Source organism: Sphingorhabdus lutea (assembly GCF_001889025.1).
Lineage (GTDB): Bacteria > Pseudomonadota > Alphaproteobacteria > Sphingomonadales > Sphingomonadaceae > Sphingorhabdus_B > Sphingorhabdus_B lutea.
Genome location: NZ_CP018154.1, coordinates 973,787 through 1,000,528, shown reverse-complemented (window position 1 = coordinate 1,000,528; position 26,742 = coordinate 973,787). Strand labels below are relative to the sequence as shown.

General features: G+C 46.2%; 25 protein-coding genes. 15 read left to right on the top strand and 10 right to left on the bottom strand.

Annotated elements, in window-relative coordinates:
* Position 1 precedes the first annotated feature (1 nt).
* Positions 2-1,309, bottom strand: a complete 1,308-nt coding sequence (locus LPB140_RS04775) for a cytochrome b (RefSeq protein ID WP_072558875.1) — start codon at positions 1,307-1,309, stop codon at positions 2-4.
* 11 nt (positions 1,310-1,320) lie between these two features.
* Complete coding sequence (gene petA / locus LPB140_RS04770; RefSeq protein WP_072560373.1) at positions 1,321-1,890, bottom strand: ubiquinol-cytochrome c reductase iron-sulfur subunit; 570 nt, start codon at positions 1,888-1,890, stop codon at positions 1,321-1,323.
* A 219-nt stretch (positions 1,891-2,109) separates the two neighbouring features.
* Between petA and LPB140_RS04765 the strand changes: the two genes are divergently transcribed.
* Both LPB140_RS04765 and hemF read left to right on the top strand, forming a co-directional pair.
* Positions 2,110-2,601, top strand: a complete 492-nt coding sequence (locus tag LPB140_RS04765; protein ID WP_072558874.1) for a tRNA (cytidine(34)-2'-O)-methyltransferase — start codon at positions 2,110-2,112, stop codon at positions 2,599-2,601.
* Between the two features lie 10 nt (positions 2,602-2,611).
* A complete protein-coding gene (gene hemF / locus LPB140_RS04760) occupies positions 2,612-3,484 on the top strand; it encodes an oxygen-dependent coproporphyrinogen oxidase (RefSeq protein ID WP_072560371.1) in 873 nt (290 codons plus the stop codon).
* Positions 3,485-3,597: 113 nt separating this feature from the next.
* Here hemF and LPB140_RS04755 read toward each other — a convergent pair whose 3' ends face one another.
* Positions 3,598-4,341 carry a hypothetical protein gene (locus tag LPB140_RS04755; RefSeq protein WP_072558873.1) on the bottom strand — a complete coding sequence of 248 codons (744 nt, stop codon included), beginning with the start codon at positions 4,339-4,341 and terminating at the stop codon, positions 3,598-3,600.
* Between the two features lie 105 nt (positions 4,342-4,446).
* Between LPB140_RS04755 and lipB the strand changes: the two genes are divergently transcribed.
* Genes lipB through LPB140_RS04740 form a run of 3 tightly spaced genes read left to right on the top strand, consistent with a single transcriptional unit; the run spans position 4,447 to position 6,807 of the window.
* Positions 4,447-5,115 (top strand): lipoyl(octanoyl) transferase LipB, encoded by a 669-nt coding sequence (lipB, locus tag LPB140_RS04750; protein WP_418346541.1) that lies wholly within the window; start codon positions 4,447-4,449, stop codon positions 5,113-5,115.
* Positions 5,066-5,509 (top strand): hypothetical protein, encoded by a 444-nt coding sequence (locus LPB140_RS04745; RefSeq protein WP_072558872.1) that lies wholly within the window; start codon positions 5,066-5,068, stop codon positions 5,507-5,509. The genes lipB and LPB140_RS04745 overlap by 50 nt, the downstream gene beginning before the upstream one ends.
* On the top strand, positions 5,509-6,807 hold the full coding sequence (locus tag LPB140_RS04740; RefSeq protein WP_072558871.1) for an NADH:flavin oxidoreductase/NADH oxidase family protein: 1,299 nt from the start codon (positions 5,509-5,511) through the stop codon (positions 6,805-6,807). The genes LPB140_RS04745 and LPB140_RS04740 overlap by 1 nt, the downstream gene beginning before the upstream one ends.
* A 77-nt stretch (positions 6,808-6,884) precedes the next feature.
* On the opposite strand, the gene LPB140_RS04735 is transcribed toward LPB140_RS04740, so the two are convergent.
* The 4 genes from LPB140_RS04735 to LPB140_RS04720 all read right to left on the bottom strand — a co-directional run bounded on the left by LPB140_RS04735 (position 6,885) and on the right by LPB140_RS04720 (position 11,744).
* Positions 6,885-8,576, bottom strand: coding sequence for an AMP-binding protein (locus tag LPB140_RS04735; protein WP_072558870.1), 1,692 nt, complete (start codon positions 8,574-8,576; stop codon positions 6,885-6,887).
* Between the two features lie 23 nt (positions 8,577-8,599).
* Positions 8,600-9,760 (bottom strand): MBL fold metallo-hydrolase, encoded by a 1,161-nt coding sequence (locus LPB140_RS04730; protein ID WP_232223458.1) that lies wholly within the window; start codon positions 9,758-9,760, stop codon positions 8,600-8,602.
* Between the two features lie 152 nt (positions 9,761-9,912).
* Positions 9,913-10,617: a DUF1013 domain-containing protein gene (locus LPB140_RS04725; RefSeq protein WP_072558869.1), complete on the bottom strand. Its 705-nt coding sequence runs from the start codon at positions 10,615-10,617 to the stop codon at positions 9,913-9,915.
* Between the two features lie 128 nt (positions 10,618-10,745).
* Complete coding sequence (locus LPB140_RS04720; protein ID WP_072558868.1) at positions 10,746-11,744, bottom strand: NAD(P)H-quinone oxidoreductase; 999 nt, start codon at positions 11,742-11,744, stop codon at positions 10,746-10,748.
* Positions 11,745-11,862: 118 nt separating this feature from the next.
* Here LPB140_RS04720 and LPB140_RS04715 point away from each other — a divergent pair, with 118 nt between their 5' ends.
* Entirely contained in the window at positions 11,863-12,063 is a 201-nt protein-coding gene (locus LPB140_RS04715; RefSeq protein WP_072558867.1) for a DUF1192 domain-containing protein, read from the top strand.
* A 201-nt stretch (positions 12,064-12,264) separates the two neighbouring features.
* A complete protein-coding gene (gene clpA, locus LPB140_RS04705; RefSeq protein WP_072558865.1) occupies positions 12,265-14,649 on the top strand; it encodes an ATP-dependent Clp protease ATP-binding subunit ClpA in 2,385 nt (794 codons plus the stop codon).
* 120 nt (positions 14,650-14,769) lie between these two features.
* On the opposite strand, the gene LPB140_RS04700 is transcribed toward clpA, so the two are convergent.
* Positions 14,770-15,474 (bottom strand): hypothetical protein, encoded by a 705-nt coding sequence (locus tag LPB140_RS04700; RefSeq protein ID WP_072558864.1) that lies wholly within the window; start codon positions 15,472-15,474, stop codon positions 14,770-14,772.
* A gap of 185 nt (positions 15,475-15,659) precedes the next feature.
* Positions 15,660-16,400, bottom strand: a complete 741-nt coding sequence (locus tag LPB140_RS04695; RefSeq protein ID WP_072558863.1) for a Bax inhibitor-1/YccA family protein — start codon at positions 16,398-16,400, stop codon at positions 15,660-15,662.
* A gap of 175 nt (positions 16,401-16,575) precedes the next feature.
* Here LPB140_RS04695 and LPB140_RS04690 point away from each other — a divergent pair, with 175 nt between their 5' ends.
* Positions 16,576-18,225 (top strand): spinster family MFS transporter, encoded by a 1,650-nt coding sequence (locus tag LPB140_RS04690; protein WP_232223457.1) that lies wholly within the window; start codon positions 16,576-16,578, stop codon positions 18,223-18,225.
* 79 nt (positions 18,226-18,304) lie between these two features.
* Here LPB140_RS04690 and LPB140_RS04685 read toward each other — a convergent pair whose 3' ends face one another.
* The gene (locus LPB140_RS04685; protein WP_072558862.1) at positions 18,305-18,760 is read right to left on the bottom strand and encodes a hypothetical protein; all 456 of its coding nucleotides are present in this window, start codon (positions 18,758-18,760) and stop codon (positions 18,305-18,307) included.
* A 210-nt stretch (positions 18,761-18,970) separates the two neighbouring features.
* On the opposite strand from LPB140_RS04685, the gene LPB140_RS04680 reads away from it, so the two are divergent.
* From LPB140_RS04680 to phoB, 7 genes are all read left to right on the top strand, one after another.
* On the top strand, positions 18,971-20,185 hold the full coding sequence (locus tag LPB140_RS04680) for a sensor histidine kinase (RefSeq protein ID WP_198024172.1): 1,215 nt from the start codon (positions 18,971-18,973) through the stop codon (positions 20,183-20,185).
* Between the two features lie 207 nt (positions 20,186-20,392).
* Positions 20,393-21,445, top strand: coding sequence for a substrate-binding domain-containing protein (locus LPB140_RS04675; protein ID WP_072560362.1), 1,053 nt, complete (start codon positions 20,393-20,395; stop codon positions 21,443-21,445).
* A 297-nt stretch (positions 21,446-21,742) separates the two neighbouring features.
* Positions 21,743-23,119 (top strand): phosphate ABC transporter permease subunit PstC, encoded by a 1,377-nt coding sequence (gene pstC / locus LPB140_RS04670; RefSeq protein WP_072558860.1) that lies wholly within the window; start codon positions 21,743-21,745, stop codon positions 23,117-23,119.
* 30 nt (positions 23,120-23,149) lie between these two features.
* The gene (pstA, locus tag LPB140_RS04665) at positions 23,150-24,415 is read left to right on the top strand and encodes a phosphate ABC transporter permease PstA (protein WP_072558859.1); all 1,266 of its coding nucleotides are present in this window, start codon (positions 23,150-23,152) and stop codon (positions 24,413-24,415) included.
* A gap of 31 nt (positions 24,416-24,446) precedes the next feature.
* The gene (gene pstB, locus LPB140_RS04660) at positions 24,447-25,220 is read left to right on the top strand and encodes a phosphate ABC transporter ATP-binding protein PstB (RefSeq protein ID WP_232223456.1); all 774 of its coding nucleotides are present in this window, start codon (positions 24,447-24,449) and stop codon (positions 25,218-25,220) included.
* Between the two features lie 18 nt (positions 25,221-25,238).
* Positions 25,239-25,910 carry a phosphate signaling complex protein PhoU gene (gene phoU, locus LPB140_RS04655; RefSeq protein WP_072558858.1) on the top strand — a complete coding sequence of 224 codons (672 nt, stop codon included), beginning with the start codon at positions 25,239-25,241 and terminating at the stop codon, positions 25,908-25,910.
* 39 nt (positions 25,911-25,949) lie between these two features.
* A complete protein-coding gene (phoB, locus tag LPB140_RS04650) occupies positions 25,950-26,645 on the top strand; it encodes a phosphate regulon transcriptional regulator PhoB (protein WP_072558857.1) in 696 nt (231 codons plus the stop codon).
* Positions 26,646-26,742 lie beyond the last annotated feature (97 nt).

Here is a 26,742-nt window from a genome sequence, read left to right as displayed (position 1 = left end):
CTTATGCCGCGTTCATGTCAAGCGGCTTGCCGGTTACAGCTTCGGTAATCGAAGCAGGTAATGGCAATGGCTTTTCAATTTTTGAGATGATTGGCAAAATGATCAAGAAATGGGCGAAATAATATACGCCGGCAATCTGGGCCAAAATCAACCAAAATGTTTCTGCTGGCATCACACCGCAAATTCCCAAAATGATGATGCTAGGAATTAAGCCAAAGAAGAAAAACTTCTTAAACAAGGGGCGATATGTACCCGAACGCACTGGCGAATCATCAAGCCAAGGCAAGACAAATAATAATGCAATCGAACCAAACATCGCCAACACGCCCAATAATTTCGCAGGGATGATGGTCAATCCACCAAAGCTGCCAATGGCAGGAATGCCAAAATCAACGGTGAAAGCACGCAAAATTGCATAAAATGGCCAGAAATACCATTCAGGAACAATATGCGCCGGTGTTGATAAAGGATTTGCAGGGATATAATTGTCCGCATGACCCAAGAAATTGGGGATGAAGAATGTCACTGCACAGAAGAAAATTAAAAACACGCCAAGCCCAAAGCCGTCTTTCGCGGTATAATAAGGGTGGAATGGCAATGTATCTTGCTTCGCCTTTACACTAACGCCTGTTGGGTTTGAAGAACCTGGAATATGCAACGCCCAAATATGCAGGATAATCACACCCAAAATCACAAATGGTAATACAAAGTGAAGCGAGAAGAAACGGTTCAACGTGGCCTGATCAGGAGCAAAGCCGCCCAATAACCATTGACGCAAAGGTTCACCCACCACAGGAATGGCAGAGAAGAAACCTGTAATCACCTGCGCGCCCCAAAAGCTCATCTGCCCCCAAGGAAGCACATAACCCATAAAGGCGGTCGCCATCATCAACAAGAAGATGACAACACCAAGCAACCATACCATTTCACGCGGCGCTTTATATGAACCAAAATATAAGCCACGGAAAATATGGATATAAACAACAATGAAGAAGAAGCTTGCCCCGTTCATATGCGCATAGCGGATGAACCAGCCTGATTGCACATCACGCATAATATGTTCAACACTGTTAAATGCAACGCTGGTTTCGGCGGCATAATGCATTGCCAAAACGATACCGGTGATGATTTGCACCATCAACGCAACGCCCGAAAGCACACCAAAATTCCAGAAATAATTTAAATTGCGCGGCACAGGATAACCCGCGCCAACCGCATTAAAAACCAAACGCGGCAGCGGCAGACGCTCATCCATCCACTGCATGAAAGGATTTTGCGGCTTATATTGCTCAGCCCATGGAAAGCTCATAATCCTGCTCCTTAACCTATTTTAATCACAGTGTCAGACACAAAGGTAAATTCCGGCACCACCAAATTGGTTGGCGCGGGACCTTTGCGAATACGTCCTGCTGTATCATAATGCGACCCATGGCATGGGCAGAAATAGCCGCCATATTCGCCCTTAACCTCACCCGCAGCTGCGCCCAATGGCACACAGCCCAAATGGGTGCAGACGCCCAAAGTGACCAACCAATTTTCTTTATTTGGCTGTGTTCTTTCGTCCAAAGTTTGCGGATCGCGCAAACCAGCAACATCCACTTTTTTGGCCTCAGCAATTTCTTCTGCGGTCAAATTACGGATAAAAACCGGTTGCTTACGCCAGCTGGTTTTAATTGCCTGCCCTACTTCAATTGATGCAATATCAACCTCAATCGATGCCTGTGCCAATACATCATCACTTGCGCTCATTTGGCGAACCAATGGTAATGCAGCTGCTCCTGCCCCCACGCCCGCAACACTTACCGCAGCAATATTGATGAAATCACGACGCCGAACCGTGCCCTCTTGTGCATCGGTATCATGCGGCAAATTTTTTTCTGCCTCAGCCATTTCCCTGCCTTTATCGTTCAATTGGGGACTATACCCCATATTATAGTAAAATATTCCATCTTGCCCATAAGCTTTTGGCTTAAAATTTTGATCTTCATCAAAGACAGAATGATTCAGCCGTCCTACTAGCCGTCTTTTAGATGATTTCCAACCCGTTTTTGGCACAATTTTTGATTTTATGGGTTGAAGGGGTAAAGCACGTAAAGCTATGGCAGAAATATGAGACTATCCTTATTCCAACCCGATATAGCCGGCAATGTCGGCACTATGATGCGTTTATGCGCCTGTTTTGGCCTTGATTGTGATATTATTGAGCCTTGCGGATTTGCATTTGGAGAGCGTGCATTGCGCCGTTCCGGCATGGATTATGCCGAAAAAGTCAATTATCACCGCCATGCCGATTGGGATAAATTTTGCGAATTTTTGCACATGAATGGCAAACCAAGAATTATCGCCATGTCCAGCAAAGCCGCGACCCCGTTGCATTTATTTAAATTCAGGCCCGATGATGTGATTTTAATGGGCCGCGAAAGCGCCGGCTTGCCCGAACATGTCCATGCCCAGGTTGATGAACGAATCATCATTCCTATGCAGCCGGGATTTCGGTCATTAAATGTGGCGGTTGCCGCATCCATGGCCATGTTTGAGGCGATGCGCCAAACCGACCAAATCCCAAATTTCCTATCAAATAATGAAGCCGGAGTATCGTAAAATGGCAAATATGACCCCCAATGTCCAAGGGCTAAATTTAGATAATGAACAGCAAATAGCCAAAAATTGGTTTGAAAGCCTACGCGATCAAATTTGCGCCGAATTTGAAAAAATCGAACAAGAAGCAGGCAGTGATACCAAATTCACCTATACCCCATGGGATAGGCAGGATCATCAAGGCGCAGCAGGCGGCGGCGGTGTGATGGGGGTGATGAAGGGCAAGGTTTTTGAAAAAGTCGGGGTGAATATTTCCACCGTCGGCGGAACATTTAGCCCAGAATTCGCCGCAACAATCCATGGTGCGGATGAAGACCCAAAATTTAGCGCCACGGGCATTTCATTGGTCGCACATATGGCCAACCCCCATGTTCCTGCCGTGCATATGAACACAAGATTTTTGACCACATCAAAAAAATGGTTTGGCGGCGGCGCGGATTTAAACCCGCCCTTGCCCGACCAAAATGATGTGGATGCATTTCACGCCCGTTTTCGCGGCGCATGTGCGCCCTATGGTCCAGAGGTTTATGATAAATATAAAAAATGGGCCGATGATTATTTTTTCATCCCGCACCGCAATGTACATCGCGGATCGGGCGGCATTTTTTATGACCATTTGGAATGCCTGGACGATGCCAGCTTTGACCGCAATTTCGCCTTTACACAGGATGTGGGCAAGGCATTTTTGGATGTTTTTCCCAAAATTGTGCGCGGCAAAATGAATAATGAATTTTCGGCTGAGGAAAAAAGAGCGCAGCTTATCTGGCGCGGGCGATATGCCGAATTTAACCTGATTTACGATAGAGGCACATTATTTGGATTAAAAACGGGCGGTAATATTGATGCAATATTGATGAGCCTGCCGCCGGAGGTAATTTGGGAGTAGGCCGCCCTACCCCCCATTTAGATAATTTTATTGTAAAAACCCTGCTTATGTGGGGTTTTTTACAAAACACCTATTATCTTTAATTGCCTATTTTCTTTAGTTGCCTATTTTCTTTAGTTGCCTATTTTCTTTAGTTGATTGTAAATTGAAACCCCCAATGCGGACATGAGGATGACCAAAACAGCTTGAAACACTGAATCCAATGCCACCAATAATATCTTACCCGAATCGCCCAGAATAAGGTTAATCATCAGCCCAAAAAGCAACATGATGACAGATGACGCCACAACGGCCACAAAGGCAACAACAAATACCAAAAATATAATGGACCAACCGCGACCTTTGGTCATTTCCCAACTTTTTGATATCGCACCAATGATGCCGTCATGATCCTTATTTGCGACAATGGCCGCCAAAGGATAAAGCCTGCCCGCGACATAAAATGCAGGGATTATGAAGAATAATGCCGCTGCGGCCACCATGAATCCGCTTAAAATACTTACCAAAAAATATGGTATAAATATTGCCGCCGCGCCGGACAAAACCTCCCCTATGGTACGGCCATTGCCCCTGACCAGTAAATGATAAACTGCCAATCCGCCAAATATTCCCACAAGGGTCATGGGTAGGATAAGCCATAAATTCTCATTAAAATAAACGCCATAAATCTGCACTATTTCTTTTAAGCTCTGTGCCTCTGCTGTGTCTGGTTCAGGGGCAAAATATCCCAAAATTAAATTGGGCAAGAAAATAAAGACCGCAGCAATGGGAAATAACGCAGATTGATATTTTTGTAATAATGACATCGCGTCATCCCAAATCACCATATAATCAAATTTATTTGATGCGCTTGCCATGATATTTCCTTTATTCACCGTCATTCATTGCTTGAATGATAATTACATCCTAAATAGCATTTTAGGTTAAAGCAATAATAGACAAAATATATTTGGGGCAAATAAGTGGCCGTACAAAATGATAATATAAAACAAGCAGATAATATTGTCTGGCAAATAAGCAAGGGACTAACCCCTTATGAAGCCGCCTTGGCCGAAATGGAAGCGCGGCAGGCGGATATTTTCACCCAAAATGCACCCGAAATGATATGGTTATTGGAACATCCCCCGCTTTATACCGCAGGGACAAGCGCCGATCCAGCCGAGTTATTAAACCATGAATTTCCCGTTTTCAATGCAGGGCGCGGCGGGCGATATACTTATCATGGGCCGGGCCAGCGTGTGGGATATGCGATGTTGAACCTGAACAGACGGGGCAAGGACGTAAGGTGCTTTGTGCATCAATTGGAAGGATGGGTGATAAACGCCCTGTCCGAATTTAATGTGCCTGCATATCGTGCGGAGGGGCGTATCGGCATTTGGTGCGAAAATAAAATGGGGCAAGAGGCAAAAATTGGCGCCATTGGCGTGCGTGTGAAAAAATGGGTCACCGCACATGGATTTTCCATCAATGTGAACCCCGATTTATCCCATTTTGGCGGCATTGTGCCGTGCGGCATTGCCGAATATCCAGTCACCAGCCTGTCCGATTTAGGCATATCCGCCAGCATGGAGGATGTGGACAATGCGCTTTATAAATATTTCCCGCAATTTATTGCCAATTTGGGTAATTAAACGCCCAATTCCCACTCAACTCTTGCCAAATTATGATTATCAGGCCAGCATATCGGAAAATGAACAGGACAAAACGCCCATGACCAAAAAATTACATCTTATCGCTTTATTGCCGCTGACCCTTGCCGCCTTTTCACTTGGCGGTTGTGATAAAATAAGCGGAATTTTCGGCAGTGATAAGGAAGATAGCGCCGTGACCGAAACCCGTTTGGACGATTTGGACAATATGGATGGGTCGATAAGCGATGATATGATTGCCGCCGATGAAGATGTAAATGAAGGCGCAGAAACCATAGAAGAAACCCCTAAATCAGGGGCAAGTTCCGCCAAATCAGACGAAGATGACGCGCCCGATGCCGGCCCAAATGAAAGCGCAGAAGGTGAAGGCGAATAATGGTCGCGCTGAACGATAATATAAGCCTACCCTGCGGCGCGGTTGTTAAAAACCGTTTGGCAAAGGCCGCGATGACCGAGGGATTGGCCGATATTTATGGCGCTCCTACCCCCGAATTGGAAAGGCTTTACCGCATTTGGGCACATGGTGGTGCGGGTTTATTATTATCCGGCAATGTGCAAATTGACGCAGACCATTTGGAACGCGCGGGAAATGTGATTATTCCCGAAAAACCAAATGCCGATTATATTTCCGTCATGCAAAAATGGACCTCCGCAGGCGCGGCCAATGGAGCGCATATTTGGGCACAGATAAGCCATGCCGGACGCCAAACAATGAAGACGATTAACCCCGCACCGCTTGCCCCATCTGCGGTAAAATTATCGCTGCCCGGCGGTCAATTTGCCATGCCAAGGGCGATGAGTTTGCAGGAGGTGCAGGCATTGCCCGCCCGCTTTGCCAATGCCGCTGCCATTTGCAAAAAAGGCGGTTTTACTGGCGTGCAAATTCATGCCGCCCATGGTTATTTATTATCCCAATTTTTAAGCCCGCATAGCAATAAACGAAGCGATATTTATGGCGGCTCTTTGGAAAATAGGGCGCGTTTATTATTGGATGTGGTTGCCGCCGTGCGCGGAGCAGTTGGCAAAGATTTTCCCATATCGGTAAAGCTGAACAGCGCGGATTTCCAACGTGGCGGCTTTGCCTTTACCGACAGTTTAACCGTCGCCAAATGGTTGGAGAAATCCGGCATTGATTTGATTGAGATAAGCGGCGGCACATATGAACAGCCCAAATTATTGGGATTGGAAGGGATGGAAGCCGAAGAGGAACAGCATATTGCCGCATCCACCATCGCGCGGGAGGCTTATTTTGTCGATTTCGCCATTGAAATGCGCAAACAACTTTCCATCCCGTTAATGGTGACGGGCGGTTTCCGCAGCAAAGCCGCGATGGAAAGCGCCCTAAACCAAGGGGGCGTGGACATTATTGGCATTGGGCGTCCCATGTGCGTTGAACCTGACGGCCCGCAAAAATTATTAAATGGCGCGGCGGCATTGGCGCGGCCTGAACATGGCCTTGCCCTATTGCCCAAATGGCTATCCTTTTTGAGAAAAATCAAACTTATCCGCACCATAGATGGTTTTGCCGGACAATATTATTTTTACGCGCAAATTTACGCGCTGGGCCGCACGGGTAAAATTGACCCAATGGCCACCCCATTTAGCGGATTATTGTTGATGGGAAAAACGCAAAAATCATGGTTAAAGGCGCGGCGGGCTGCGCTAAAACGTTAAAAAAGGCCCAAGGCGTAAAATGAAAAGGGCCGCCATGAAAAGCAGCCCCTTAAATTTTCAATTATCCGCCAAATTACTTAAGCCACGCCTTCTTCCGCGCGAAGTGCCTTGCGGTCCAATTTACCAATCATGGTTTTGGGCAGTGCATCACGAATGACCACCTTATCCACCCGTTCATGCTTACCCAATTTGGCGTTTACCCATTTGGTCAATGTTTCTGCATCCACATCCGCCCCGTCATTTAAGGTGACATAGGCACGCGGACTTTCGCCGCGATAATCATCGGGCACACCAATGACCAGCGCCTCTTTCACTGCCTCATGATGGTAGATCACATCTTCAACCTGACTGGGGAAAACCTTAAACCCACCAACGGCAATCATGTCCTTTATCCGGTCAACAATGAAATAAAACCCATCTTCATCGCGCGCGGCAACATCGCCTGTGCGCATAAATCCATCGGCAAATATTTCCGCATCGGCATCGGGCCTATTCCAATAACCCTTCATAATTTGCGGACCTTTAACTGCCAATTCGCCCGGCTCTCCTTCGGGTGCAAATTTGCTGGGGTCTTCTTTATCCAATAAACGCACCTCAGTTTGGGGGATAAGCTGCCCAATGCTGCCCAATTTATTTAATCCCTCATATGGATTGCACGACACCACACCCGATGTTTCGGTAAGGCCATATCCCTCTATTACCTTTGCCCCACTGGCGCTTTCAAAACGTGCCTTTAACTCGGCCGCCAAGGGCGCACCGCCCGAAATACAGGCGCGAAGCGAGCTGAAATTGGTTTTTCCAATATTGGGATGGTCAAGCAAAGCCTGATACATTGTGGGAACGCCCGGCATAGACGTGACATGACGGCGGTTTACAGCGGCCAAAGCCTGCCCCGCGTCAAAACGCGGCAACATGACAATTTCGCCGCCATTCATAATGGTGCGGTTTAGCACGGTCGCATTGGCAAATACGTGGAAAAAGGGCAAAACGCCCAATATGCGGTCTTCCTGTGCATTTTCACCCGCATTGATGCGTGATCGCGGGTCCAATAAATTCACTTGCGCGGCATTTGCTGATAAATTGGCATGGGTTAACATTGCGCCCTTTGGCGTGCCGGTTGTCCCGCCCGTATATTGCAGCAGCGCAACGTCATTTTTCACATCGCAATCATGCGCGGTATAATCGCCCTTATTTTCCAAAATAGAGGCAAATATTTTAACATCATCCTGTTTTGGTATGGCGATATATTCGCTGCGTTTGAACAAACGATATAGAATAGATTTTACCAAAGGCAGACATTCAGCAACATTGCCGACAATCAATTTTTTAAGGCTTGATTTTTTCAATACCTTTAACGCGGTGGGCAATAATGCACTGGCCGACACGGTGACCAAAATATCGGTGCCGCTATCCTCCACCTGATGCGATAATTCATCCACGGTATATAGGGGGGAAAAATTCACCACCGTCGCACCTGCGGCCATCGCCCCATAATAAGCAATAATATAATGCGGCACATTGGGCAGGAATAGCCCCACATGGCTACCCTTACCTATTCCTAAATCCTGCAGCCCCTTGGCAAATTGACGCACCTTGTCCGCTATATCGCCATAGGTGAATTGGCGGCCCATAAAATCGGCAATATAGCTGTTGGGCGCGCGCCCCGCCGAACGGAAAAAAACATCATGCAAAGGCATTTCATCAATTGCGATATCCCAATCACTTGGATGTAAATATTGCTGCTTAGTATATTGGGGGGTATTCGTCATAATCTATTTCTATCGAATAAAGGTTAAAAGTTATTTGCGCCGCCAAACCATTGCACATTGTCGATTATTTTAACGGGAATACGGCCTGATTTTTCCAAATATTGCAAATGCGCCATTGCCTCTCCCGTGGCCAATCCATAAACGCTATCGTCAATATCACGGTCGAATAATATGCCAAAACAATCAACGGCGCGGTGGGGACGCTGCTTTAATGCCGCCTCTAACTTATCCAGCCGATCATAATGCCCCTTGGCCAAATAATCCAAACGTTGTTGAACCCCGTGAAATGGTTCGCCATGGGCAGGCAAAACCAATGTGTCATCATGCATGCGCAATTTGAATTTTTCTATGCTTTCTAACCATTCGGCAAGGGGGTTGGCCTCTGGCTCGCTTGCCATCATGGAAACATTGGATGTTATGCGCGGCAAAATTTGGTCGCCCGCAATGATGATTTTATTATCCTCATCATATAAACAGCTATGTTCCGGTGTGTGGCCGCCGCCGGTTAATATCCGCCATTTGCGGTGGCCAATGGTCAATAATTGTTCGTCAAATAAACGCACATGACCAAGGGGAAGCGGGCTAACCGCCTTGGCAAAATTGCCCCATCCTTTTTGCCGCATATTTTCCAACCGCGCCTCATCCCATCCGGCAAGGCGCATTTGACCAATCGCCTCCTCTGGTGGAGCATTTCGGATATCGGCGGTCAACATGCGTGCCATCAACCATTCGGTACGGTTCATCCATAAACGAACGCCAAATTTCTTACATAGCCAACCTGCCATGCCCACATGATCGGGATGAAAATGCGTCACAATAACCCGCGTAACCCGTTTATCCTTTAATGGTCCGGCAAATAATTTTTCCCATGCCGCAATGGTATCGGGCAATTGCAATCCGGTATCGACAATTGCAACCCCCTCGCCATGTTCATCCTCATCGGCCAATAACCAAATATTGATATGCCGCAAATTTCCTGGCACCGGCAATCTGGTCCATCCAATATCGGGCAATAAATGATATAATTCACCAATTTCGGGTGCATGTTCCCCCAAGGGATAGGTTAAACCGCGATATTCAGTCGCGTCAAATCCATGATCGGCAAGCGACATGTCATAGGATGGGGGATTAAATTTTTTGGCCATTTTTATAGGATGCAGCAAAGATGCATCACGCGCAACCATGACGTTGCGTCAACCAAGACGAAAAAATTTCAAATGAAATTATTACGCGCCAAATCTGCAATACGTGAATTTTGACGCGCATAATAAAATCCCCCCAAAAATGCATAAATTCATGCAAAAATGGAGGGATATTTATGTGATAATTAAATAAATTATTTTTTGAACAGATTTTCAGCTGTTAATTCTTCACCCTGTGGCGCTGTATTTTCTGCGTTCAAAATCGCCTCCGCCCGTGCGGCAGCCTCGCTGCGTTCTGCCTGCAACTCACGGATTAACTCATCACGGCTTGCGCCCTGTTTCAAATCTTCCTCTGGCTTGGTATCAATGCCGGCTTTTTTCGCTGCCTTGGCCACCAATGCGTCCAATTCACGTTGCGAACAAAGCCCCAATGTCACAGGATCCTTTGGTTGAATTTCCGCAATATTCCAATGGCTGCGTTCGCGTATCGCGCCAATGGTATTGCGCGTTGTACCAATTAATTTACAAATTGCGCCATCGGAAATTTCGGGGTGGTTACGAAGCAACCATGCAATGCCATCGGGCTTATCCTGACGTTTGGAAACAGGGGTATAGCGCGGCCCTTTTGTTCGGCGCACCTGCTCTGGCCCTTTTAACATGGTCAGCGCATATGATGGGTCATTTTGCCCTTTTTCAATTTCTGCATGGCTTAATTCACCGGCATGAACGGGGTCACGTCCGGTATATTTTGTGCTGGTCATGTCATTTGCCATGGCTTGCACTTCCAAAATATGCAGACCGCAAAATTCGGCAATTTGCACAAAACTTAATGCGGTATTGTCCACCAACCATGCGGCAGTCGCATGGGGCATTAACGGCGTGGCTTTGGCCTGTGCCATAATATGCTTCTCCAAAAATTGAAAGGGCCACCCCTTGCGGGATGGCCTGTAAAAACTCCCTATAAGCCAAATTCTAATAATGGGCAAGAGGCAAGACTATTTTCGCTGACTTTATAAATATAGTCTTTTTATAATGACAGGATGATTTTCCCCACATGATCGCCGCTTTCCATATGGGCATGGGCCTTTGCGGCTTCTTCTAATGGGAAAATTTGGTCCATTTCGGGCTCTAAATCACCCTCTACCACAATGGGCCAAACATTTGCGGCGATTTCATCAAATAATAACCCCTTAAATTCATCGCTGCGCGCCCGCAATGTTGAACCGGTAAGGGTCAACCGCCGCATCATGACATAGGCCATGTTAATTTCCGCCATCGCCCCGCCCTGTATCGCAATGGTCACATGCCGGCCATCGGGCGCCAAACATTGCAAATTGCGCGGCACATAAGAACCTGCGACCATATCCAATATTAAATTCACGCCCTGACCATCGGTGATTTTGGCGATTTCGGCGACGAAATCCTGGCTTTTATAATTTATCGCATGGTCAGCCCCAATGGCCAATGCCGCCGCGCATTTTGCATCACTGCCGCATGTAACAATAATATTTAAATCAAATAATTTTGCCAATTTTATGGCCATTGTGCCAATGCCGCTCGTCCCCCCATGGACAAGCAGCCTTTCCCCATCACGCGCATAGCCACGTTCAAAAATATTATGCCACACGGTCAATAATGTTTCGGGCATAGCGGCGGCTTTTTCCATGGATAGGCGCGGGGGTACAATTAAAAAATGCCCATCCGTCACCGCCACATATTCACCATATCCCCCGCCCGCGACCAAGGCGCAAATATTTTGGCCAATTAAATCGGCATTTACATTTTTGCCCGCCGCAACAATCCGTCCCGATATTTCAAGGCCGAATATATCCGTTGTGCCGGGCGGCGGTGGATATAGACCCATGCGTTGCACCACATCGGGCCTGTTCACACCGGCAAAGGCGGTTTTGACCAAATATTGATTATCCGCAGGGGTGGGAATGGGCCGCTGCGCGATTTTCAGCACCTCTGGCCCGCCTGGACCGTCCATAATTACTGCACGCATCATTTCACTATTGCTCGACATATTGCCCCCTCGCCATAAATGACATTAACCTGCCTATAATTTATAGGTAAATTTAATGATATAGCGATTTTTAAGACAGTATATTGACAGTTCACCGACAAAGGTCAACTATGTCATTATGGATGAAGATGAATTTTTACGTCATGATAAAAGTGGCGCGTTACAAAAGCTTATTTTAGAGGATTTAGACCCGCTGTCGCAGGATGAATTAACCATCCGCATCGCCATTTTGGAAAAAGAAATTTTAAGGTGCCGAGACAAAAAAGAAAAAGCGAGCGATTTTCGCAACATCGCCGATGCCATGTTCAAAAAATCGTAAAAGCACGCTTTATAGCCCGATAAATTCATTAAATATTAACCATAAAAGGCCGATATTATTTATAATAAATGGTGACTATGCCGTTATTAAGTGCAGATATATGCATCAACAAATATTGACAAAGCCTATGTTGATGCCAACATCTATCCTATGGAATGGCGCAATTTCACGCCGGCCATAATATTTGGAGTACCGATTTACATGCCGTCATTTGCACAATCTTTGGAAACAACATTGCACAACGCATTGCAAAATGCATCCACGCGCAAACATGAATATGCGACGTTGGAACATTTATTATTGGCATTGATTGATGATAAGGACGCCGCTGCTGTCATGCAGGCATGCGGGGTTGATATGGGCGAATTATCGGCAACTGTTACCCAATATTTGGATGAGGAGCAGGAAAATCTGCGCGTGGCAGAAAGCACCGACCCATCGCCCACCAGCGGTTTTCAACGCGTGGTGCAACGCGCAATTTTGCATGTTCAATCTTCCGGAAATGATGTGGTGACAGGCGCAAATGTGTTGGTCGCATTATTTTCTGAACGGGAAAGCTATGCCGTTTATTTCCTTCAACAACAGGATATGAGCCGTTTAGACGCGGTAACATATATCAGCCATGGCGTCGCCAAAAATGGCGTTAGCATCGACAAAACCCCTGAAGGCAGCGGCGATGATAATGACGCATCATCCAATGCAGAGGGTGAGAAAAATAAAAAAGAAACCGCGCTTGACCAATATACCGTCAATTTGAATGAAAAGGCAAAGGCAGGGAAAATTGACCCTTTAATCGGCCGCAGCGCAGAGGTGGACCGCACGGTTCAAATTTTATGCCGCCGTTCAAAAAACAATCCCCTATATGTTGGTGAACCGGGCGTGGGCAAAACCGCAATTGCAGAGGGACTTGCCCGGCGCATTGTGGAAAAAGAAGTTCCCGAAGTGTTAGAGCCAGCGATAATTTATTCTCTCGACATGGGCGCATTATTGGCCGGAACAAGATATAGAGGCGATTTTGAAGAAAGATTAAAAGCGGTCGTGTCGGAACTTGAAAAATTACCCGATGCCATTTTATTTATCGACGAAATCCACACTGTTATTGGCGCGGGCGCGACCAGCGGCGGGGCAATGGATGCATCAAATTTGTTAAAACCGGCGCTTTCTGGAGGCACTATTAAATGCATTGGATCGACCACTTATAAGGAATTTCGCAATCATTTTGAAAAGGACAGAGCATTATTACGCCGGTTCCAAAAAATTGATGTGAACGAACCCACTATTGAGGACACGATTAAGATTTTAAGCGGGCTTCGTTCTGCCTTTGAAGAACATCATAAGGTGAAATATAGCAATGAGGCGCTGAAAACTGCGGTAGAGCTGTCCACCCGATATATAAATGACCGCAAATTGCCCGATAAGGCGATTGACGTGATTGATGAAGTTGGGGCGATGCAAATGTTACTGCCCCCCGAAAAAAGGCGCAAAAAAATCACTTCAAAGGATATTGAGGCGGTGATCGCCACCATGGCGCGTATCCCCGCCAAACAAGTATCTAGCGATGATAAAGCATCATTGGCCAATTTGGAAAGCGATTTGAAACATGTGGTTTTTGGTCAGGATACGGCGATTACCACATTGTCCAGCGCGATAAAATTATCACGAGCTGGCCTGCGCGATCCCGATAAACCAATTGGCAATTATCTATTTTCCGGTCCTACGGGCGTTGGCAAGACTGAGGTGGCCCGCCAATTGGCCGATATTTTGGGAATTCCGTTAAAACGTTTCGATATGAGCGAATATATGGAGCGCCATTCGGTCAGCCGCTTAATCGGGGCGCCGCCGGGATATGTCGGATTTGATCAGGGCGGATTATTGACCGATGCGGTCGATCAAAACCCGCATTGTATATTATTATTGGATGAAATTGAAAAAGCACATCCAGATTTATTCAATATCCTATTGCAAGTCATGGATAATGGCCGATTGACCGATCATCATGGCAAGACCATTGATTTTCGTAATGTTGTTTTAATCATGACAACCAATGCCGGCGCACAGGATATGGCGCGAGAGGGTATTGGTTTTGGCAATAATATTGATAAAGAAGATGCAGGTGATGAGGCGGTGAAAAAATTATTCACGCCAGAATTTCGCAACCGTTTGGATGCCATCATTCCCTTTACCTATTTGCCAGAAGAAGTCATCGCCATGGTGGTTGATAAATTCATCCTGCAATTGGAATTGCAATTGGCCGACCAAAATGTGCATATAAAATTTGATGATGATGCCCGCACATGGATTATGAAACGCGGATATGATAAATTATTCGGCGCAAGGCCAATGGGCCGCGTGCTGCAGCAACATATCAAACAGCCGCTGGCAGAGGAATTATTATTCGGTAAATTGGCCAAGGGCGGCGAGGTTGCCGTTCATATAAAGGATGACAAACCGGTATTTGAAATAAGCCCTGCCCCACCCAAAGAAGTGAAAAAGGCAGCTGGAAAAAAAAGAACCTCTCCCAAAAGCACAGTCAGTAAAAAAAAGGCCGTGCCCAAAAATGCGGATGAAAAGAAACAAACCGATTGATAAATATCGCGTCATTTGGTGACGGGTAAAATATATAAAAGCCGCGAATAGCACCCAATTGGACGTTATTCGCGGCGATTTTTTAAACTAATAATTATCAGCAATAAATTTGTGCCAAAATTAAAGACCGGTTGAAGATGCCCCCGCAGCAGTTGTTACGCCATCTGCCGAATTGGGTTCATATTTCATCCGCCATTCGGCCAAGGCACGTTCATATGCCACATATGAATCATAAAAACCGGTAAATATCGCATCTACTTCGGGCAGCTTGGCAATTGAATAAGCCTCAAATTGTGTCGCGGGCAGGCTTTGCCAATCATAGGCAACGGCCAACATTTTATCACAAAATGGATCTGATACCGATGGCAAAGAGAAATAATTATATAAATTGGTCATATCGGTGTCACGCGCGCGCAGCCCCGCATTACCCGGAATGCGCGATTGATATACTTTATCAATATTTTTGCTAATCCCTGCCATATATTTGGAATGTTTTTTGATAAATTCATTGTAAAGCGCGGTGAAATTTTCATTCGCGCCGCCCCGGCAGCCCACCGCCGCCACGGTATAGGCGGAACGTAAATTCCAAATGATTTCATCAGGGGTCAGGTTTTTATTTGGGCTGGACCTTGTGCCATCTGCGTCCAATGGGGGGATTGTCATTCCAGCATATGAACCCGCCGGCGCAATGGGCCGTGGGGGAATAACCACCGCAGCAGGCGGAATAGCAACGGGCGTGGTAGCAACCGGTTTTACCGGTGCACATGCAGCAATAGCCAACACCGAAATCATTAAACCTGACGACTTTAAAATTACATTCTTCATTATGATGATAACTTCCCTCTTATCCACTTAATTACCCACCCGTTTATTCATTATTTGATGGATAAATTAACAAGGCCGCATCATGCCTATTTTCTTATCCAAGGTAAAGCCTTGGGCGGTGAATTGTATAAAAAAAGGGGCGGAAAATCTTCCCGCCCCTTCTTTAAAAAAACAAAATTAAAATATTATTCTGAACTGCCCATGAAATTAAGCAAGAATTGGAACATATTCACAAAGTCAAGATATAGGTTCAATGCGCCCATAATCGCGGCCTTGCCCACAAATTCTGTGCCAGCCAATTGCAAATATGTATTTTTAATTTGCTGCGTGTCATAAGCGGTAAGGCCCGCAAAAATCAAAACTCCCAAAAAGCTGATCGCCCATTGAAGGCCCGATGATTGCAAAAAGATGTTAATCAAAGAGGCAACAATTAAACCGATAACACCCATGATTAAGAAACTGCCCATACCGGACAAATCCTTTTTAGTGGTATAGCCATATAGGCTAAGCCCCGCAAAGGCCGCCGATGTTGCAAAGAAAGTCCGCGCGATTGACGTATCGGTAAAGCGTAGAAAAATCGACGCCATGGAAAGCCCCATTAACACCGCAAAGGTCCAGAACATGGCCTGTAATGTGCCTTGGGACATTTTGTTAATGCCAAAGCTTATCGCGAAAATCATGATAAGAGGTGAGAAAATCAACACCCATGTCAATATGGATGGATTATAAAATAAATTTTGTCCAAATTCGCTTTGCGCGAATAACATGGCCACAATGCCGGTCAACAAAACCGCGCTAGCCATATAGTTATAAACTTTCAGCATGTGCGAACGCAGCCCAGCATCCACTGCCGCGCTTTGCGATACAGGGTTGCCAGCAAGGTCATAACCGCCCCGACTGCTATTTTGATTAGGCCATTCAGCCATTTTAATTCTCCTAAATAACAAACTAGGTGAAAAATATCACTCTATTTATGGAATATCGCCATTATTATCGAAAATTTCAAGCAAAACCGAACAAATTTTCTTTGAATATAATAAAAAGATTGACTGTAGGCCAATTGCCCTGATTTAATTAACCAGAGAAATAAGGGGGAATATTATGGAAATGACGACGCAGGATGAAAAGGCCGAAAATCATTTACCCCCACATTTCACCCCACCTGGCAAATTATATAGCAGTTATATTTTATTATTGCTGGTTTTAATCTATGCTTTTAACTTTCTCGACCGGCAAATCATCACCATATTGGCGCCATCTTTAAAAGAGGATTTGGGCGTCACCGATGCGCAGCTGGGTTTATTATTTGGCACAGCTTTCGCCCTATTTTACGCATTATTTGGCATTCCATTGGCAAAATTGGCCGATGGATGGAGCCGTGTTCGCACCATCAGCTGGGGGTTAAGTTTTTGGTCAGGGATGACAGCGGTCAGCGGCTTTGCGGGTAATTTTGTGCAGCTTGCCCTTGCCCGTGTCGGGGTTGGCATTGGCGAGGCAAGCGCCTCTCCGGCCGCATATTCATTATTGCAAGATTATTTTCCCAAGGAAAAACGCGCCACCGCCTTGTCTATTTATTCCAGCGGGATTTATGTTGGCGTTGGTGCTTCGCTTATCTTTGGCGGGGCGGTAATTGATTATTGGGCCAATAATTATACCCCCGAAACACAGCCCTTTGGCCTTGCGGGATGGCAGGCAACATTTTTGGCATTTGGCATTCCTGGTTTAATCCTTGCTCTTTTAATGCGCTTTACCGTGAAAGAACCGCCTCGCGGATTTTTTGATGGGATAGAGGGCAAAAATGATCCCCACCCCTTTCGCGCAGTGTTTCGCGAAATGGGCGGCATGTTCCCGCCATTTAGCATGATACGCAGCGCCAAAGCGGGCGGTAAAATATTTCGAAATAACGCCATAATGGCGATGTTTGCGCTAATATTGATTATTGCATTGGTCAGTTGGACTGATAATTTATTGGCGGCTGAAAAACGCGCCATCATTGCCAATTTTGGCAGTTTCGCCCTTACCACCAATATGGTGCAATGGACCGCCATCGGCATTGGTTTATATTGCAGTTATAGCTGGCTGCAATCTATACGTCTGCGCGATAAACCAACCGCGCAGTTAATTGGCAATATCAGCTTTGCCAAATTGGCGTTAATTGGTGGCATTGCCTCCTTTGCCAGCTATGGCGTGTCGCCATTCATCTTTTTATTCGCAAAAACCGAATATGGCGTTGGGCCAAGTGCGGGCTTAACCCTTGGTTGGATTTTGGCAGTATCTGGCGGGCTTGGCACGGTGGCGGGCGGGATGATTTCTGACCATGCCAAAAAATTCCATGCGGCGGGGCGGATATATGTGGTGATGATTGCGCTGGCTTTGGCGGCAATTTTCACATGGCTGCAATTAACCGCCACCGATGCTACCACATTTTATATATTTTTGGGATTAAGCAATTTTTGCCAGATTATGTGGCTTGCCCCCATTGCCGCGTCATCGCAGGATATTGTATTACCGCGAATGCGCGGCACGGCAACGGCGGTATTTTTCCTTGGCACAAATTTAATCGGCCTTGGCATGGGACCATATGTCATTGGTTTAATCAGCGACATTGTCGGTGACCTGCAAACCGCTTTATTATGCGTTTTAATATGTTATCCAGTGGTCATCATCATGCTTTTATCCTTAATCAAGCCATTGCCTAAATTGGAACAAAGCGTCGTGGAAAGGGCAAGAGAAGCAGGCGAGCCGATATAAACCTATATAATATACGCAGATATAAACCAACATGCCGCAATATTTATTGCAGCATTTGGATTTAAGATAATATTTGGATTTAACGCGGCATTTGGATGGATGCAAAGCAGGTAAAGCCGCTTTGCCCAGCCTGTAATTTGCGAATATAGTTCACATATGCGCGGCTTTCATCATAGCTTGTGCCGGGCAAAGAACGACCGCCAAGCGCGGATTTTACCTGTTCGCCAGTATATTTGCGGCCAGAGGGGGTGAACGAACCCGGCGTGCCATATGGCACCAATTTACCATCGGCGGCAATTGATTGGCCCGAACCATGCGGCCCTGGAATGGGGATTTCGCAATTTAAAACCGACCCTGCCGCCTGTGCAATGGCGGGACGTATCGTCACAATCATCGACGATCCGACAATTGCACCGGCAAGTAATTTGCGCCTTGAGGCGACATGATTTGCAACCTTATCAATTGGGGCCATGCCGCCATTTGTCGCAAAATCATCATTATTTGCAGTATCTTTATTATTTGCTTCTTCGCTCATATATTAAATATGCACTATAACATCGTAAATACTCAACCAAAATCGTCATTTATCCTTGTAAATATTGCCGTATGACGCGCCAATGGGTGATAATATTTGTTACCGTCCATGATCGGGACAATCGCCGCCCCTTTGTTTAACGAAAAAAGACAATAAAGATGATTGCGGCGCAAATCGCTATCACCTATCCACTATTTCATGATTCACTATTTGAACTGGCGCACTTTTGCTGCTTTATTGATTTGCATCGCCGGAGCGGTCAGCGCATCTGTGCTTAATACGCATATTGAACGCATCATCATCATGCTGGTCTGCGCGTTAATTTCGACATTTATTTTTACCTATGAGGAGGGAAATGTCGCCCGCCGTAAAAGCAGCATGCTACATAATGAAAATGATCGATATATTACCAATCATCCCGATTTTGAACTTTTCATTCAAAATAGCGTCGATCCTTTATTGATTGTAAATGGCAACCGCGTCAGCCACGCAAATAAAAGCGCGCTGCTTTTATTGGGGGGGCAGCTTGTCGGTATGAATATTCGCGGGGCATTGCGCCATGCCGGCGCGATAGAGGCAATTACCGATCCCCAAAAAAGGGAGGCCGCATCGCCGCTTATCCTAACCGGAATTGGACGCCCACATCAAATATGGGAATTGCGCATTGGCCAATTATATGAAAATCAATTGATTATTCGCCTTTCCGATCAAACCAGCCGCCATGCTGCGGAAAAAATGCGGGTCGATTTTGTCGCAAATGCCAGCCATGAATTGCTGACCCCGCTTGCCTCTGTCAAAGGATTTATTGAAACCTTGCAAGAAGGCGTCCCGGCCAAGGAACAACAGACGAAATTTTTGAACATCATGTCATCCGAAACCATGCGGATGGAGGCGTTAATCCGCGATTTAATGTCGCTATCGCGCATTGAGGCGGAAAAACATGATTTGGCAACCCAAGAAGTAAATTTGGAAATTTTATGCCAAGAGGTTTGCGACATTTTAAAAAATGGATCAAATCCGCGCGGCAATGATATTATTTTTGTGCCGGAAATCACCAATCCCATCATCAGGGGCGATGCATTTCAATTGCGCCAAGTGGTCAATAACCTGCTTTCCAATTCCATGAAATATGGCAAATCTGGCACTTTGGTTGAATTGAAATTGCAATCATCCCGTTCGGATTCGATGATAATTTTATCGGTAAGTGATAAGGGGGATGGCATCCCGCCTGAGCATATCCCGCGATTAACCGAAAGATTTTACCGTGTTGATGCAGGGCGCAGCAAGGCATTGGGCGGCACCGGATTGGGCCTTTCCTTGGTCAAACATATTGTCGATCGCCATCGCGGCTATCTTGATATTAAAAGCGAACTGGGCGTTGGAACAACAATTTCCGTTTCTTTTCCGCGCCAATATCCCAATTGATAATATCATTTCCAATTTTTCGGTTTCCCTTTATTTTACCCCCTAGCTTTACCTCAATCATTGTCACGAAAACGTCACAAAAGAGTCACGCCCGCGCAATGCCCCCCCTTTAATAGCCATTTGACGCTTAAATATTGGGGGCAACCACAATAGGGCGCACATTATTTTAAGATATTGGCCATGCGCCAGAAAATAGGGAATTTTTTGATGTTAAAGAAAACTTTGCTCATTGCTGCAACCGCGCTTACGCTTGCTGGTTGTCAAGATCAGGCTAGCCAAGGTGGCGCAGGCGGCGGCAACCGCAGCGAAATCCGTATCGTTGGTTCGTCAACCGTTTTTCCATTTGCCAAAGCTGTGGCGGAAAAATTCACCCAAGCTGATACCAGCCGCACCAACCCCGTTTTGGAATCAACCGGCACCGGCGGTGGCATGGATCAATTTTGTTCAGGCGTTGGCATGAACACCCCTGATATTACCAATGCGTCACGCCGCATTAAAAAATCCGAATTTGAAAAATGCCAGGCAAATGGCGTTACCGACATTGTCGAAATACAAGTTGGCATAGACGGCATTGCCATTGCGCAATCAATTGGCGGCAAAGAATTTAAATTAAGCCCTGCCATTGTTTATAAGGCATTGGCCGCAAATCCATTTGGCAAGGCAAATACTGCCAAAAATTGGTCAGATATCGATCCATCATTGCCCAATATCGCCATTGCAGTATTTGGCCCGCCGCCAACATCGGGCACACGCGATGCATTTGAAGAATTGGTGATGGAAGCAGGCTGTAAAACCGACGCCGCAACCAAAGCGTTAAAAGACAGCGACAAAGAAAAATATGAAGCCATTTGTAAAGAATTGCGCACCGACGGCGTATATCAGGAACAGGGCGAAAATGACAATTTGATCGTTCAAAAATTGGTCGCAAACCCCAATATGCTAGGCATTTTTGGCTATAGCTATATGGAAGAAAATGCCGATAAGGTTCGCGGTCTTGCCATGGACGGCATTGCCCCAACTTATGAAGCAATTGCAGGCGGCAAATATCCTGGTGCGCGTCCATTATATATTTATGTGAAAAAAGCACATATGGACAAAATTCCAAATATGAAGGAATTTATCGCTGAATTTATGACCGGCAGCGCAGATGGCGGATATTTGGCGAAATTGGGTCTTATTTCCATTGCCAAAGATAAACGCGCAAATGTTGAATCCATCGTATCTGCATTAACCCCATTGGATGGTAAAGATTTGAAATAATCCCCGTCTATGCAGAATGTTAAAGGGCGGGCATTTTATGTGCCTGCCCTTTTTTTCAACCAAATGAGATAATTTTATCGGGCTTTCATCCCGTTAATTTTTTGGGCAATGCTGCTAAAAAAATTCTATTTTGGGGTTTTCCACATATAGATTGCGGCAATAGCTTCATTGTCACATAACTGAAATATATCACTCATAGTAGGATTTTCAGGTAGAATTACATTCAAAAATCTTACACGTTATTTTCTTTGAATATATGGTCTCATCGGCCGAATCGAATATATAGGCGATAATATTATGACAATAACAGCGATGCTGTTCATGCTTTTGGGATTGGGACTTATTGCCTGGTTAACCGGACGCGCCCGCGCCATTGCGTTGGCAGGCAATGGCAAAAGCCGGCTGAACAGCCTGCCCAATTATCATGGTTGGTATGTTTTGGCATGGGTCATTATTCCTGCGGCCATTTTTACATTGGTTTGGCAAAATATTTCGCCCGTTTTAATTACAAATAATGTGTTGGCCTCCCCCGATGCGGTTTCCTTGCCAAGCGACGCTGGTGCACGCGCCGCCATTTTATCCGAAGCACGCAATATCGCCAATGGCGTGCAGGATGTTGCCTTTCAGGATGGTTCAGAAAAATTGGTTGATGATTATCGCCAAGCGACCAGCCTTTATAATTTGATCCAATTGATTATTTTGGGCATTATCATTTTTGCATGTGGGGCATTTGCTTTCCTGCGTATTAAGCCTGATTTTCGCGCCCGGTCAAAGGTGGAGCGGTTGATGCTTGGCGTTTTGCTTGCCGCATCGCTTATCGCCATCATCACCACATTGGGCATTGTTGCCTCTTTAATGTTTGAAACATTCCAATTTTTTACCCATGTGTCGGTTTCCGAATTTATTTTTGGCACAGAGTGGAATCCGAAAAAACATACCACGCCCGGCGAATATAATGGCTATGGCGCCATCCCCCTATTTTGGGGCACGATTTTCATCGGCGCGATTATCGCCATGATTGTCGCCATCCCATTGGGATTGATGAGCGCAATTTACCTAACCCAATATGCCAGCACAAAATTACGCGCATGGATGAAACCTATATTGGAATTATTGGCAGGTATTCCCACCGTGGTTTATGGATATTTTGCGGCTTTAACCATTGCCCCTGCGGTGCGTGATTTTGCCGTCATGTTGGGCGTTTCCAATGCCGCATCCGATAATGCAATGGCCGCTGGTTTGGTAATGGGTGTGATGATTATCCCATTGGTTGCATCCATGTCGGATGACAGCATCGCCGCCGTGCCAAGCGCCATGCGCGATGGTTCGCTGGCCATGGGCGCCACCAAAAGTGAAACCATTAAAAAAGTTTTATTACCTGCTGCCCTGCCCGGTGTGGTCGGCGGCATATTATTGGCGGTCAGCCGCGCCATTGGTGAAACGATGATTGTGGTGATGGCCGCAGGCTATACCGCAAATTTAACCGCCAATCCCTTTGCCAGCATCACCACCGTAACAGTACAAATTGTGGCATTGTTAACCGGCGACCAAGATTTTGGCAGCCCGCAAACATTGGCGGCATTTGCCCTTGGTCTTTTATTATTCTGCGTCACGTTGATGTTAAACCTTATCGCGCTGCGCATCGTTAAAAAATATCGGGAAGAATATGAATAAACATTCTCAATATATATTCGGAGCAATCCTATGAGCAACGCACAAATTTTGCGCACCCCAACGGATTGGAATAATCCCGATATGCAAAGGCGCATTCAAAAACGCTATGCCTCGGAAAAAAGATTTCGTCTTATTGGATTGGTATCTGTTGCTTTATCGGCGATATTCCTTGCCTTTTTATTGTTCAACATGCTGGGCCAAGGTTTTAAGGGATTTTTGCAAACCCGTGCAGAGGTGACCATTGACATGCCCGCCATGACCGGCGGGGCCAGCGTCACATCGATTAGCGGCCCAAATGCAGAAGCAGCCATTAACGGCCTTGACCTTCAGGGGGTGGCACAAGCGGCCATAACGCAGCAATATGGCAATGATCAGGGCAAAATTTTTTCCTCCAGCGTGGGTAATTATCTGAAATTACAATTATTGGACAATCCAGAGTTAATCGAACAAAAAACGACATTTAACCTTCCGGTGAATAGCGAAATTGACATTGCGAATAAGGGCGATGGAGACGCAGAATCCGAAGCCATCGTCGCCAGATTGGAAAAAGCAGGGACGATTTCTACCGTTTTTAACATGGATTTTTTAACCGGCGGTGATGCCACCGATCCATCGGAGGCGGGCATATGGTCTGCATTTAAAGGATCGTTAATGACCATGGTAATCACCATGTTGTTGGCCTTTCCTGTGGGTGTGCTGTCCGCCCTTTATTTGGAGGAATTTGCCCCTAAAAACCGGCTGACTGATTTTATTGAGGTATCAATTAACAATCTTGCCGCCGTGCCATCGATTATTTTTGGTTTATTGGGTTTGGTGATATTTTTAAGCTGGTTCGGGATGGCGCGTTCATCCGCTTTGGTGGGTGGTTTAACTTTAGCATTAATGACCATGCCTGTTATTGTTATTGCCGGACGCAATGCGATAAAGGCTGTCCCTCCATCAATTAGGGAAGCAGCAATGGGCATTGGCGCATCACCGATGCAGGTGATTTTCCACCATGTATTGCCCCTTGCTTTGCCGGGTATTTTAACCGGGACCATCATTGGCATGGCCCGCGCCTTGGGCGAAACTGCACCATTATTGATGATTGGGATGCGGGCATTTGTGTCCACGCCGGCATCTGGATTTGGTGATCCATCATCGGTTTTGCCAGTGCAAATTTATTTATGGTCAGACGAGGTTAATCGCGGATTTGTTGAAAAGACAAGCGCGGCGATTATCGTTTTATTGATATTTTTAATGGCGATGAACGCCACCGCAATTTATCTGCGCAACCGTTTTGAAAATCGGTGGTAAGATGGATAATAATAATATGAAGGAAGCTATCATGTCATCGACGACAGCAACGCCCAAAATTTCCACCCGCTCTGTCAATGTTTTTTATGGCGAAAATCAGGCGATAAAGGACGTGTCCATCGATGTGGAGATGGACAATGTTACCGCATTTATTGGGCCATCGGGTTGCGGAAAATCAACATTTCTTCGTTCATTAAACCGTATGAATGACACCATTGTCGGCGCACGAGTAGAAGGCAAGATTGAGCTGGACGGTAAAAATATTTACGACCCCAGCATGGATGTGGTGCAATTGCGCGCGCGCGTTGGCATGGTTTTTCAAAAACCCAATCCCTTCCCCAAATCCATTTATGATAATGTCGCCTATGGCCCGCGCATTCACGGGCTTTGCGCCAATAAGGCGGAATTGGACATGATTGTGGAAAACAGCCTGCAAAAGGCGGGCCTGTGGGATGAGGTGAAGGACCGCCTAACCAATAGCGGCACGGCATTATCCGGCGGTCAACAACAACGTTTATGCATTGCCCGCGCCATTGCGGTTGATCCAGAGGTTATATTGATGGATGAACCATGTTCCGCGCTTGACCCCATTGCCACCGCAAAAATTGAAGAGTTAATTCACGATTTGCGCGGAAAATATGCTATCATCATTGTGACCCATAATATGCAACAGGCCGCGCGCGTATCGCAACGCACGGCATTTTTCCATTTGGGAACATTGGTCGAATTTGGCGAAACATCGGAAATCTTCACCAATCCACGTGAAGAAAAAACAAAAGATTATATCACTGGCCGTTATGGCTAAAAGATAAAGGAAAATGGCATGAATAGCGGCAATAAACATACGCTGACGGCATTTGATGAAGAAATGGATACCATTCGCGGTTTAATCAGCGAAATGGGCGCGCGCGCGGAACAGGCCGTGGCCGGTTCTATGAAGGCGCTGCTTGAAAATGATGAAAAACTTGCCAAAAAAGTGCGGCAAGAAGATGTCATTATCGACCAATTGGAAACCGATGTGGAAAAATTGGTGGTGCGAACCATTGCGCTGCGTGCGCCAATGGCCGATGATCTGCGCGAATTGGTGGCCGCAATGAAAATGTCTGCGGTGATTGAACGTATTGGCGATTATGCCAAAAATATCGCCAAAAGAGTGGGCCAATTGGGCACGAGCGAATTTTTACAACATAATAAGGGTATTGCCAAAATGGGCGATATCACCGTTGAAATGGTGCGCAAATCGATGGAGGCATATGCCAAACGTGATATTGATATGGCCATTGCGGTCACCCGCCGCGACAATGATGTTGACCAATTATATAAGGATTTATTCGTCGATTTTATCGGCTTTATTGCGAAACATCCCGCATCGGCCACCGAAGTCGCCCATTTATTGTTCATTTCCAAAAATTTGGAACGCATTGGCGACCATAGCACCACCTGTGCTGGCATGATTTATTTTACCGAAACCGGCGAAAACCTTCCCGACGATTAATGTTGGTAACTTACATAAAAGTAATAAAGAGAAATTTATATGCAAAATGTCGACCTGTTACTTGTAGAAGATGATGAATCGCTGGCGGAGCTGGTTCGGTATAATTTCGAGCGCGAGGGCTTCACCATTCGCCATACTCCCGATGGGGAAGAGGCGCTTATCATGGCTGCAGAGCACACACCCGATATTGTCCTGTTGGATTGGATGATTGAAAATCTATCGGGTATAGAGGTATGCCGGCAATTGCGCCGTAATGCCGCAACATCGCAAATCCCTATCATCATGTTGACCGCGCGCGGTGAAGAGGATGATCGGATTAGGGGCCTTGAAATTGGGGCGGATGATTATGTCACCAAACCATTTAGCCCGCGTGAGTTAATTGCCCGCGTTAATGCCGTGCTGCGCCGATTGCGCCCTGCTGTTGCGGGTGAAAAGTTAAGCTTTGCCGATGTTGAAATGGACACATTGGCGCATAAGGTAACGCGCGGTAATGTTGCCGTTCCGCTTGGCCCGACCGAATATCGCCTATTGCGCCATTTTTTGGAATATCCATCCCAAGTGTTTAGCCGAGAGCGTTTATTGGACCGTGTATGGGGCCATGATAGCGATATTGAACTGCGCACCGTTGATGTGCATATTCGGCGCCTGCGCAAGGCATTGAATAAGGGCGGAAAGGCAGACATCATCCGCACCGTGCGTTCGGCGGGTTATTCATTGGATGCCAATGCGGTTTAACCAATAATAAAGCGCTCACTTCATAGCTGTCATATAATTTATTATCGCGGCATAGCAGTTGCGGCCTATATGGTCCGTGCTTTTGGCCTTTGCAGCT